Genomic DNA, 12,331 nt, shown 5'->3' on the forward strand with positions numbered 1-12,331 from the left:
GTACTTGTTAAATACAAAAAAAGCCCGGTAAAATATTTTACCGGGCTTTTTTAATTATAATATATTTTTTTAGTTCTTCATCATTTTAAGGAAAGCAGCAAGCTTAGCTTTCATCATTCTGCGATCTACAATGAAATCAAGGAAACCATGTTCCAAAACGAATTCTGCGGTTTGGAAACCCTTAGGCAGATCTTTCTTTATTGTTTCTTTAATAACCCTTGGACCGGCAAAACCGATCAAAGCACCAGGCTCAGCAATGTTAATATCACCAAGCATCGCATAAGAAGCAGTTACACCACCAGTAGTTGGGTCTGTAAGCAAAGATATATAAGGAACTTTGGCCTGACTTAACAGTGCAAGTTTAGCCGAAGTTTTGGCCATTTGCATTAACGAGAATGCAGCTTCCATCATCCGGGCACCTCCAGATTTAGAGATCATTAAAAATGGAACTTTATGTTTTATTGCATAATCAATAGAACGGGCAATTTTTTCACCTACTACCGAACCCATAGATCCGCCAATAAAATTGAAATCCATACAAGCTATAATGATGTCTTCACCTTCTATTTTACCGTGAGCAGCTCTAATGGCGTCTTTTAAGCCTGTTTTAGTCATGCTCTCTACCAACMTTTCAGTGTAGGGCTTGCTATCTGTAAAATTCAAGGGATCTCCTGATGTTAAATTTGAGAAAAGCTCGGTGAACTTATTATCGTCAAATAATACCTGAAAGTATTCCTTAGACCCTATTCTTAAATGATAGTCACAATATTGGCAAACATATTTATTCTCTATTTGATCGGCAGTATGTAATGCTTTTTTACAATTCGGACACTTGTTCCATAAACCGTCTGGCGCTTCTTTTTTTTCTTCAGTAAGCGTACTAATACCTTTTTTCTCTCTTTTAAACCAAGCCATGTTATTTCTTGAAAAATGCGATTACAAAGAAACAAAAAAAAATTAGAACAGTTTAAGGATACTTTAGTTAAACGATTATGAATGCCCAAATCATATAAAAAATATAAAATAATTCATGATCGGTTCATTACCAAGCCTAAACAATACGTTTTAATTGAAAATAATCCCCTTATTGGTTTGCCCAAAGTGATATTTTTCCTAACTTCGGCAGATATAAAATTATAAAAAATGAGTTTAAAAGGCTACAAGGGCGTAATTTACGGAGATGCCGTTCAGGAATTGTTTGAACAGGCTAAAAAACATCAATTTGCTTTGCCAGCAGTAAATGTTACCGGTACAAATACCATTAATGCAGTAATGGAAACTGCCAAAGCAGTTAATTCACCTGTTATCATTCAACTTTCTAACGGTGGAGCACAATTCTACGCAGGTAAAACATTAAATAATGATAATCTGAATGCTTGCGTATTAGGTGCAGTATCTGCAGCTAAACACGTTCATTTATTGGCTGAACATTATGGTGTTGCTGTAATATTACACACTGACCATGCTGCTAAAAAATTATTACCATGGATCGACGGATTGTTAGATCATGGCGAAAAATTCTTTGCAGAAACTGGAAAACCATTGTTTTCTTCACACATGCTTGACTTATCTGAAGAGTCTATCGAAGAGAATATGGAAATCTCTGCTAAATATTTAGCACGTATGGCTAAATTAGGCATGACCATTGAAATCGAGCTTGGTGTTACAGGTGGTGAAGAAGATGGCGTTGACAACAGTGATGTAGATAGTTCTAAATTATATACTCAGCCTTCTGAAGTAGCTTATGCCTACGAAGAATTAAGCAAAGTAAGTGATAAATTCACTGTTGCAGCTGCGTTTGGTAACGTTCACGGTGTTTATAAACCTGGTAACGTTAAATTACAACCAGTAATTCTTAAAAATTCTCAGGATTTCATCAAAGAAAAATTCAATATTTCTGCTGATAAACCTATTAACTTTGTATTCCACGGTGGTTCTGGTTCTTCTCAGGAAGAGATCAGAGAAGCTATTTCTTACGGAGCTATTAAAATGAATATCGATACAGATATGCAATGGGCAATGTGGGAAGGTATTTTGGATTACTATAAAGCAAACGAAGCTTATCTTCAAGCTCAAATCGGAAATCCTGATGGCGAAGATAAACCTAATAAAAAATACTACGATCCTCGTGTTTGGTTACGTAAGGGTGAAGAAGCCTTTGTTAAACGTTTAACACAAGCATTTGAAGATTTAAATTGTAAAGACGCAAGCGACAAATTATAATCCTTGGGTAAAAGTTACGAAGCGCCACAGGAATTATACTTGTGGCGCTTTTTTTGTTGCATTTAAAAGCTAAAAATAAATAGAAATCATGGACGCACTTCAGGTAATTAAGGTAAACAATCCGCAAGATTTGGATAAGGTATTTGCAATTAGAAAAACCGTTTTTGTTGAAGAGCAGAACTGCCCTCCAGAGCTGGAATGGGAAAATGAAGATGTTTCTAAACATTTTCTGGCATTGTTAAACAACGAACCTTGTGGCGCATGTCGTTGGCGCAAAACAGAAAATGGATATAAATTAGAACGATTTGCTGTACTAAAAAAGTTCAGAGGAAAAAGAATAGGACAGGCCCTGGTAGCTGCAGCCTTGTCTGACTTACCTTCTGATGCAGATTACATTTATTTAAATGCGCAGCTGGACGCAATGAGATTATATTCAAGATTTGGCTTTATAGCAGAGGGTGAACAATTTGAAGAAGCAGGTATACAGCATTACAAAATGGTTAAAAAGCACCATCACGCTTAGCGGGGTTGCTTGGGTAACACTATCATCATCCTGAAATAAATTCAGGATGATGATGGAATCAAAAATAAATTTAATACAAAGGGAAAACCTTTTGTGAAAACAGAACGGCTTCCTGCCACTTGTCCATATTCAGGTTTAAGGCCTCATTCCTGCTTTCTAAGTAGGTAATGAGTTCTTCTGTGGCCAGATTACCTGTCAGGTCGTCCGTAGCCATGGGGCAGCCTCCAAATCCTTTCAGTGCACTATCAAACCGGCGGCAACCACTTTCATAAGCAGTGTCAATTTTCTCAAAGCGCGTATCGGGTGTGCTGTGTAAATGCAAGCCGATCTCTGTGTTTTCAAATCTCTTCACCAGAGACGGTAAGATCTCTCTGATTTTTTCAGGAGAAGAAACACCTGTGGTGTCCGACAATGAAAGTATCTTCACACCATTGGCAATCAGTTCATCTGCCCACCTTTCAACTATTTCTACATTCCATTCATCCCCATATGGGTTTCCAAAACCCATAGATAAATAAACAACGGCTGTTTTACCGTATTTATCGCACAGTTCAAGCATCTGTTTTACCGTATCCATTGATTGTGCGATACTTGAATTGGTATTTCTTTGTTGAAACGTTTCTGAGATGGAAAATGGAAAACCCAGATAGGTTATCTCGTTGTGCGCAACAGCTTCTTCAACACCACGCAAATTAGCTACAATAGCCAGGAGTTTGGAACTTGTAGCGCTCAAATCCAGCTTAGCTAAAACTTCACGTGTATCCCGCAACTGAGGAATTGCTTTGGGAGATACGAAACTACCGAAATCTATGGTGTCGAACCCGACTTGTAAGAGCAGGTTAATATATGCTGCTTTAACGTCAGTATCTATAAAATCATGAATACCCTGCATGGCATCACGTGGGCACTCAATAAKCTTAATTGACTTTTGCTTCATCCTTAACAGGTTTGGGGTCCACTACTTCAGGTTCCGGGTTTCCTCTTAGAAACGGACGGATAATTAACCTTGTTCCGCGGTCGTAACTAAAATAGCTCCATACCCAGTTCACAAATACCACCAGTTTATTCCTAAAGCCAACAAGTGTCATTAAGTGAACAAACATCCAGGTAAACCAGGCAAATATGCCCTGAAACCTAACCTTATGGATATCTACAACCGCTCTGTTTCTGCCTACCGTTGCCATTGCCCCTTTGTCGAAGTACTTAAAAGGTTCTGTGGGTTTGTTGCCAATAATATTGATCAGATTTTCGGCAAGTTGCTTTCCCTGTTGTATCGCTGCCGGTGCAACACCTGGATAGCCATTAGGGAACTCTTCTGTAATCATTGCGGCTACATCTCCAATAGCATAAATATTATCATGACCATCAACTCTGCTGATTTCATTAACTTTTACTCGATTTCCMCTGACTACACATTGCGGATTTAATCCGTCAATTACTACTCCTTTTACTCCGGCCGACCAAATTACAGTTGAAGTAGGAATAATCCTGCCATCAACAAGAATTAGCTGCTTCCCGTCGTAAGATTGAACACGTGAATTGGTCATAACCGTTACACCAAGCTCGCTAAGAAATTCTTCAGATTTCTTTTGTGCCTGAACAGACATTGCTCCTAATAATTCAGGAGAACCTTCTATCAAAAATATATTTACTTTTTTAAGGTCTAATTCAGGATAGTCATTTTTTAAAACGTGCTTTTTAAGTTCTGCAATTGCACCTGAGGTTTCAACACCGGTGGGGCCACCGCCAACAACCACAAAATTCAACAATTCAGCTTCGGTAAGCTTATCTGTAGCGATTTGTGCTGATTCCAGATTTTGAAGTAATAAACTCCTAAGGTTTAATGCCTCTGGAATGGATTTCATGGGCATGGCATTGTGCTCAATCTCATCTTGCCCAAAAAAGTTACTGGTTGATCCTGTAGCAATTACAAGATGATCGTATTCAAAAATACCGATGGTAGTTTCTATTGCATTTTCAAGAGGCAAAACCTTTTTCACTTCAGTAACCCTAAAGGTTAGGTTTTTTTGGCCTTTAAAGATTTTTCTTAGTGGGAAAGCAATAGAGTCGGCCTCTAAACCTCCCGTAGCAACCTGATATAATAGCGGCTGAAATGTATGGTAATTATGTTTGTCGAGCATAATTACTTCTATGTCCTTATTTCGCAGTTTCTTTGCCAGCTCAATGCCACCAAAGCCACCGCCTACAATTACAATTCTGGGTTTGTTGCCTTTAGGAAAACGTTGTTCCATAAAAATCAATTTTGGTAAATATACATAACAAACAAAAAGGCACCCAAAAAGGGTGCCTTTAATTATCATTTGTAAGTAATTACTTATTTGTTTTTACCAAGATCGATAACGATAGGAGTAGAGATACATAATGATGAATATGTACCAATGATACGACCAATCAATAAGGCAAAGATAAATCCGCGGATACTAGCTCCACCAAAGATGAAGATTACAAGTAATACGAAGAATACAGTTAGTGAAGTCAAAATAGTACGACTCAAAGTACTGTTCAATGCAAAGTTGATTAATTTATTACGTTCCTCGCCATGAAGATCTTCTTTCCCGCTTTCTGCAAGCTTCTCACGGATACGGTCAAACACAACAACTGTCTCAGTCATGGTGTAACCCATTACTGTTAAGATCGCTGCAATGAAATCCTGACCAATCTCTAGAGAGAATGGTAATACACCATCTAAAATTGTGTAGAACGAAAGTACAAGAAGCACATCATGGAACAATGCGATAACAGCACCTAAACCATAGTTTAGTTTCTTAAACCTTACTACGATATAGAAGAACATCACTAAACAAGAGAATAGAATTGCTCCATACGCTCCGTAAACAATATCGCTCGCAATAATAGGACCTACCTTTTCATTACTTTCAATAGTATATTTAACACCGGTTTTTGCTAAACCTTCGTGTAATGCTTTTTCAACTAATTTATCAGCACCCTGATCCTGATCAGTAATGTGGTAAGTAGTTGTAATTTTTAATTCATTATCAGCACCTGCAGTTTTAACGATAGTTTCTGACTCAGGGAAAGATGCATTCAAACTAGCTTTAACATCTTCAGTTTGCATTCCCTTATCGAAGTGAACGATATAAGTTCTACCACCTTTAAAGTCGATACCCAGATTTAAACCACCATTTTTGAAGTAGAAAATAAAACCTAAAACAATGATTGCCGAAGAAATAGTATAGTAAAGTTTTCTATGGCCAACAAAGTTGAAAGCAATATTTTTAAATGCGTGAATAGTGTGTTTGTTGCCAAAAGTAATGTTAGATTTTTTATCTAAAAGGTATTCAAAAACTAAACGTGAGATCAATACTGCACAGAATAGTGATGATAAGATACCGATACATAACGTAGTAGCAAAACCTTGAACCGGACCACTACCAAAGATGTAAAGGATAGCGCCTAATACAAATACAGTAACGTTCGAGTCAATGATAGATGACATTGCGTGTTTGAAACCTTCTTTGATAGCTACCGGAGTTGGTTTGCCCAAAGTAAGCTCTTCCCTTACACGCTCAAATATAAGGATGTTCGCATCTACCGATAGACCGATTACCAACACGATACCTGCAATACCAGGCAATGTTAATACCGCACCTAGTGATACCAAAATACCCATGATAAAGAACAAGTTGATCACCAATGCAAGGTTAGCAACCCATCCGGCTTTATTGTAATATAAAGCCATAAACACAAGGATTACAACAAACGCAAGTACGAATGACAATAAACCATTGTGGATGGCAACCTCACCAAGTGAAGGACCAACAACGAATTCACCAACAATTCTTGCAGGAGCAGGAAGTTTACCCGCTTTTAAGATGTTTGCTAAATCCTGAGTATCGTTTACAGTGAAACTACCAGTGATAGAAGAAATACCGTTAGGGATCTCATTTTGTACCGTAGGAGCAGAGTAAACTGTATTATCCAATACGATAGCAATAGATTTTTTATTGTTTGGATCAGCAGAAGCTTCAGCAGTAATTTTTTTCCATTTTGCAGCACCCTCACCAGTCATATACATGGTTACTTCAGGACGACCTTTTTGATCGTAATCATGACGGGCATCACTAATAGCTTCACCACCTAAATCAGGCTTGCCATCAGAAGACAAAGATTTGATTGCGTACAATTCGAAAATCTTAGCACCACCAGATCTCTTCGTTGTTATATACTTGCCAGAATTGTAATTCTGCAGAACCTTGTAATAATTTGTGAACCCTTTCTTTGTCCTGAACACCTGGCATCTCAATTAGGATACGGTTAGTACCTTCTTGTTTCTGCATGTTTGGACTTACTACTCCGAAACCATCGATACGACTTCTGATGATCACGAATGAACGGTCAATAGCACTAGTAGCTTCTTTAGATAAGAAGTTTTTTACTTCCGAATTGCTGGCATCAGGTTTAAGAAGTTTAGAGTTGTCTTGATTAGAAAAGAAGTCAGCTAATTTTACGTTAGGAGAAAGTTTTTCAAATTCGTTAACAAATAAGTTAATGAAATCTTTTCCGCCAGCGTTCAATTGAGTTTGAGCAGTAACCAACGCTTTGTTGAAATTAGCATCATCAGTATTTCCGGCTAAAGATTTAACCAGTTCTGATAACGATATTTCCATCGTTACGTTCATACCACCTTTTAAGTCTAAACCAAGGTTGATTTCTTTTTCTTTACAGAACTGGTAATTAAATCCAAAAAGAGGATATACCGGTACTGTTGCCATCGAATCTAAATAAGCTTTTTCCTTATCCAGGTCTCCTTTAGCATAAGCTTTTGCGTCTTTTTCAACTTTAGAAGTAACAAAGTTGAATGAGAGAGAATACACACAGACGATACCTAAAAGTATCGCCATAAATTTTATAAAACCTTTACCCTGCATTTGTTTGTAATTATTAGTCTATATGCTATATATTTTTTTAACAAGTCGGCAAATCTAATTATTTTTTTAATTAATAGGCCACGTTATGAAAGTTTTTATTATAGGCCTCCAACTATTTGCTTTTAAGATTGTTTAATACCGCTCAAGTGTCGAAAATGTGTAAGCTACCACATTTTTTTCATCAGGCTCATGATCTTCAGAATTTATTACTTTCCAGGTCTGCTTATCGATTTTCGGAAAGAAGGTATCGGCATCATAAGTCTGGTGTACGGTGGTAAGATAGATACGATCCGTTTTGCCAAGCGCATGTTCATATATCTGCGCACCGCCAACAATAAACACTTCTTCGTCCTTGGTACAAAGGGCTAAAGCATCATCAAGAGTTGTTACAACCTCAACGCCTTCAATGGCCAGGTCAGTATTTCTTGTAATCACGATGTTACGTCTGTTGGGTAGTGGTCTGCCAATAGAATCATAGGTTTTTCGGCCCATAATAATGGTATGTCCGCTGGTTATTTGTTTAAAATGCTTTAGATCTGCTGGCAAATGCCACAATAACTTATTGTTTTTACCGATGGCATTATTTTGGTCTATAGCTACTACAATTGATACGATCATACTGCAACTACTCCTTTAATATGCGGATGAGCTTCGTAATCTTTCAACGTAAAGTCTTCAAATTTAAAATCAAAGATGTTTTTAACGTCACGGTTTATTTCCATTACAGGCAGTTTTTTAGGATCTCTGCTCAATTGCAATTTTGCCTGCTCAATATGATTGTTGTATAAATGAGCATCGCCAAGGGTATGAATAAAGTCGCCATACTTCAAACCGCATACCTGGGCAACCATCATGGTTAGCAGGGCATAAGAAGCAATATTAAAAGGAACTCCTAAAAATATATCGGCACTGCGCTGATACAGCTGGCAGCTTAATTTTCCATCTGCAACATAGAACTGAAAAAATGCATGGCAGGGAGGAAGCGCCATATGTTCTACCTCGGCAACGTTCCATGCCGATACAATGATACGTCTGGAATCCGGGTTGTTTTTAATGGTATTGATGATCTGCGCTATCTGATCGATATGTCCGCCATCGGGTTTAGGCCACGAGCGCCATTGCGATCCGTATACAGGGCCCAAATTGCCGTCGGCATCAGCCCATTCATCCCATATCCTTACACCATTATCTTTTAAATACTTAATATTGGTATCGCCGGTTAAAAACCAGATCAATTCATGGATGATTGATTTTAAATGCAGTTTTTTTGTGGTAACCATAGGGAAGCCTTCCTGCAAGTTAAATCGCATCTGATATCCAAATACACTGATGGTGCCGGTTCCGGTGCGGTCATGTTTTTGTGTGCCATGATCAAGCACGTGCTGCATCAAATCTAAATACTGTTTCATCTGATTAATTTAAAAAGGCTATTTATTACAAAAGTACATATTATATGGAATCTTTAAAGCTATACTTCTATACTATGTTTTTGATTTTTGTAAGTTTGCAGGCTTAACAATAAACGCAAAAATTGATGCTTGCATTTGCTAATGCCAAGATAAACCTTGGTCTGTATGTAACTGAGAAAAGACCTGATGGATACCATAATCTTGAAACTGTATTTTATCCGGTAAAAATAAATGATGTTATAGAAATTACAGATGCCGGAGAAACAACTTGTCAGATAAAAGGTATTGATATTCCCGGAAGTACTACTGATAACATCTGCCTAAAAGCATTTGATTTACTTAAAAATGATTTCGATTTGCCAGCGCAACAAATTACGCTGCTTAAAAATATTCCTGTTGGGGCTGGTTTAGGTGGTGGCTCATCTGATGCTGCATTTCTGATCAAGTTATTGAACGATAAATTTCAATTGGGCTTAAATACCCATCAGATGGAAGATTATGCAAGGCAGTTGGGTGCCGATTGTGCATTTTTCATTAACAATAGACCGGTTTTTGCAGAGGGAAAGGGCGATGAGTTTAGCGAGGTCGATGTTGATCTTTCTGGCTACAAGATTATATTGGTTAAACCCCCGGTGCATGTGTCTACTGCCGATGCTTATAGTGGAATTGTGCCTCATAGATCCTCCAAATCACTAAAGGACTTAATTCAATTGCCGTTAAAAGATTGGAAATCGAACCTGARGAATGATTTTGAAGACACTGTGTTTTTGAAATATCCGGAAATAGCAACGGTAAAACAAGCGCTTTATCATGAGGGAGCAATATTTGCAGCCATGAGTGGGAGTGGTTCATCAGTTTTTGCAATATTTGAAGACCAGGTGAAATTACCCGAACTGGAAAAGGATAATAAAGTGTTTTATAACATTTAGTACCAAAGAACATATTACAAGCATAAAGATATTTACAAATGGAAATTAACCTGATACGTAAAAACAATAAATTTAATTTTGAAGCTCAGAACCCAAGCGGTCAAACTRTAGAACTGGATGCTAAGCCTGAAATTGGTGGAGAAGGTAAAGGTTTCAGACCAATGGAAATGCTGTTGGTGGGCCTTGGAGGTTGCAGTGGAATTGATGTGGTGAATGTGCTAACCAAGCAAAAAGAGCCATTAAATGATGTTAAAATCAATATTAAGGCCACTCGTAAGGATGAAGAGATGCCGCCAATATTTGATGTGATAAACATACATTTCGATCTTTATGGCGCATTAAATGTTCAAAAAGTAGAAAGAGCACTTGCTTTAACTTTCGAAAAATATTGCTCAGTATCTAATATTTTGGAGCGTTCAGCTACGCTGAATTTTACATACGAAATTCATCAGTAACGGAGTAGTTAAGGCTGCCGTCATCTCGACTTTAGGAGAGATCTATATTGCGTTAGCATAACCAAGAGATCTCTCCTAAAGTCGAGATGACGGCCATATCTCTTAACTGATATAATCGCGATCCTCATCGCTCAACGCTTTCTTACGATCTTCGGGTTTTATCGGCGTATCAACCCTGTCATAGGTGCTTAAAGTAGTTCTGGGTCTGCCGGCCCAATAGCCCAGTATAAATCCAACAAAAGTACATACACCCACTACCAGCAGTTTAGAAATTTCTTTCTTTACAAAAATGAAGTTAAACTCTACGGCGTCTGTATTTATCATTAAAAAAATAGTAATGATTGCTGTAAATGCGATGATGAAAATGGTTTTGGTCTTCATGACTTAAAAGCTATAGTTTAAAATTAATTCTAATATAGGATTTTGGTTATACACTTTGTTTACAAAAACACACCTGGCGCCCACATCCACAATCGGCTGATAACGCAGCAGGTTCATACTACTACGTAATTCGAAACCAAAAGTTTTAGGTTCTGCTAAATTTGTTTCTGTACCGATGTTTTCATAATGGCAGAACATGCCTGCTCTCAGATTTCTGATATAGGCCAGCGGACCGATTTCTTCATCGGGGAAAACGATAGGGAAGCGGTAGTTGAAAAGCAGGGTGTTTCTGAGAACGCTTTTTGCCCTGATGTTACTATAGCCATAAACAGTGTTTATTTCCTGGTCGTACAATCTTATGCCTGATGTATTCTGATAATTGAAATTGGCCAGGAAAGAGTGGTTTTTTAGCAGACCAGGGAAATACAGGAATCCTTCAACAGCGAACAATCGGCCGGCAAGATTATCATCAAATGGTTGGTGCATGTAAGAAATCCTTAATATCTGTGCCCATTTTGGTGCAATGTCTCTTGCGGCCTGTGCCGTGCTATGGTTAAAGGTGAAGTTGTATTCCATCGGGAAAATTAATTTGCTGATGAAATTTTTGGGCAGGTTTTCGGGCTGGTATCTTTGGGTGTAACTGGTTAGTGCATTAAAAGAGAAATTGTAAGTCTCATTTAGCGCGTTCAAGCTTATTGGAACGGATGCCTGAAGTTGGATATTGTTTTCTCTCCAATCGCCCTGCAGAACGCCTGATTTTGTGTTATAGAAAGTTCTTCGCGGCCGGTTCCTGTAGGTGGCTCTTATGATCGGATAAAAACTTTTTAAAGTGAAGCCTGCATTGTACTCGAATTTTTTCAGGTCACGGTAATAATCCACTCCTGCAAAAAAACCGAAAGTGTTAAGCAGGTTGTCGGAATTTAGTTGTAGTCCGCCGCGGTACTCGTTTTCGATAACCGGAATTATGCTGTGTACATTGAACAGGTTTGTTAGTGCACGGTATGGTTTTGAGGAGTAACTGCTATCTGGAATATTGTCGAAAACATTCGTTGTATTCTCTTGTTTTTGGACGGCGCTGCCAAAATAAACGAAATTGTTATCGCCCGGTTGTTTTGGTTGTAGCGGCATTTCTGAAATTCCATAGCCGCTTAGTGTGTAGTTGTTGAAAATAACGGAAGCAGTGCTATCGGCTTGCGTTGGATTAAAAGCGCCGTATTTAGAGGCGCTCAGAGCGCTTATCTTTTTTGAAATGGTATCTATGCTGTAAATGTTGTCGATTCCATCGTAATGCGCGTTAAAAGCTATTCCTCGGTTAATGTATATCGGTCTGCTTATCTGCTGTTGCGTTTCCTTTATCAACTGTTCTGTTTTTTCTCCCTTGTCTGTTACCCACAAGGCTTTTCCTTTTTCGCTAACGCTAATGTAGGTGATCAGGTTTCCATTGRCGTTGTAGGCCGGAGTTTGCAGTATCAGGTTTTCGGGATTAGGAATAGTGTTTAGG

The 12,331-nt window shown here is 38.2% G+C and carries 12 protein-coding genes and 1 pseudogene; 4 read left to right on the forward strand and 9 right to left on the reverse strand.

Translation table 11 applies throughout. The features are described 5' to 3' along the window. Nucleotides 1-69: 69 nt before the first annotated feature. Nucleotides 70-915, reverse strand: coding sequence for an acetyl-CoA carboxylase, carboxyltransferase subunit beta (accD, locus tag AC1DG9_RS20530; RefSeq protein WP_477635155.1), 846 nt, complete (start codon nt 913-915; stop codon nt 70-72). A 228-nt stretch (nt 916-1,143) separates the two neighbouring features. Here accD and fbaA point away from each other — a divergent pair, with 228 nt between their 5' ends. Then, a complete protein-coding gene (gene fbaA / locus AC1DG9_RS20535; RefSeq protein ID WP_048906924.1) occupies nt 1,144-2,223 on the forward strand; it encodes a class II fructose-bisphosphate aldolase in 1,080 nt (359 codons plus the stop codon). Nucleotides 2,224-2,311: 88 nt separating this feature from the next. Next, entirely contained in the window at nt 2,312-2,746 is a 435-nt protein-coding gene (locus AC1DG9_RS20540) for a GNAT family N-acetyltransferase (protein WP_172659605.1), read from the forward strand. 70 nt (nt 2,747-2,816) lie between these two features. Here AC1DG9_RS20540 and AC1DG9_RS20545 read toward each other — a convergent pair whose 3' ends face one another. The 6 genes from AC1DG9_RS20545 to AC1DG9_RS20570 form a co-directional block, all read right to left on the reverse strand. Next, nucleotides 2,817-3,683 (reverse strand): hydroxymethylglutaryl-CoA lyase, encoded by an 867-nt coding sequence (locus AC1DG9_RS20545; RefSeq protein WP_477635156.1) that lies wholly within the window; start codon nt 3,681-3,683, stop codon nt 2,817-2,819. Next, the gene (locus AC1DG9_RS20550) at nt 3,664-4,998 is read right to left on the reverse strand and encodes an NAD(P)/FAD-dependent oxidoreductase (protein ID WP_477635157.1); all 1,335 of its coding nucleotides are present in this window, start codon (nt 4,996-4,998) and stop codon (nt 3,664-3,666) included. The genes AC1DG9_RS20545 and AC1DG9_RS20550 overlap by 20 nt, the downstream gene beginning before the upstream one ends. A gap of 83 nt (nt 4,999-5,081) precedes the next feature. Further along, on the reverse strand, nt 5,082-6,911 hold the full coding sequence (gene secD, locus AC1DG9_RS20555; protein ID WP_477635158.1) for a protein translocase subunit SecD: 1,830 nt from the start codon (nt 6,909-6,911) through the stop codon (nt 5,082-5,084). A 10-nt stretch (nt 6,912-6,921) separates the two neighbouring features. Beyond that, nucleotides 6,922-7,629 carry a hypothetical protein gene (locus tag AC1DG9_RS20560; protein ID WP_477635159.1) on the reverse strand — a complete coding sequence of 236 codons (708 nt, stop codon included), beginning with the start codon at nt 7,627-7,629 and terminating at the stop codon, nt 6,922-6,924. Nucleotides 7,630-7,788: 159 nt separating this feature from the next. After that, a complete protein-coding gene (locus AC1DG9_RS20565) occupies nt 7,789-8,274 on the reverse strand; it encodes a dihydrofolate reductase (protein WP_337716482.1) in 486 nt (161 codons plus the stop codon). After that, nucleotides 8,271-9,065 carry a thymidylate synthase gene (locus AC1DG9_RS20570; RefSeq protein WP_172659609.1) on the reverse strand — a complete coding sequence of 265 codons (795 nt, stop codon included), beginning with the start codon at nt 9,063-9,065 and terminating at the stop codon, nt 8,271-8,273. The genes AC1DG9_RS20565 and AC1DG9_RS20570 overlap by 4 nt, the downstream gene beginning before the upstream one ends. A 125-nt stretch (nt 9,066-9,190) precedes the next feature. Here AC1DG9_RS20570 and ispE point away from each other — a divergent pair, with 125 nt between their 5' ends. Together ispE and AC1DG9_RS20580 are read left to right on the forward strand one after the other, a co-directional pair. Further along, nucleotides 9,191-9,994: a 4-(cytidine 5'-diphospho)-2-C-methyl-D-erythritol kinase gene (ispE, locus tag AC1DG9_RS20575; RefSeq protein WP_477635160.1), complete on the forward strand. Its 804-nt coding sequence runs from the start codon at nt 9,191-9,193 to the stop codon at nt 9,992-9,994. 38 nt (nt 9,995-10,032) lie between these two features. Further along, a complete protein-coding gene (locus AC1DG9_RS20580; RefSeq protein WP_477635161.1) occupies nt 10,033-10,449 on the forward strand; it encodes an OsmC family protein in 417 nt (138 codons plus the stop codon). 102 nt (nt 10,450-10,551) lie between these two features. Here the strand turns inward: AC1DG9_RS20580 and AC1DG9_RS20585 are convergent, their stop codons facing one another. Further along, nucleotides 10,552-10,830 carry a LapA family protein gene (locus AC1DG9_RS20585; protein WP_048906914.1) on the reverse strand — a complete coding sequence of 93 codons (279 nt, stop codon included), beginning with the start codon at nt 10,828-10,830 and terminating at the stop codon, nt 10,552-10,554. A 3-nt stretch (nt 10,831-10,833) separates the two neighbouring features. Next, a pseudogene (locus tag AC1DG9_RS20590) lies at nt 10,834-12,331 on the reverse strand (hypothetical protein); the annotation flags it as partial.

The organism is Pedobacter sp. 05L430 (assembly GCF_056397585.1).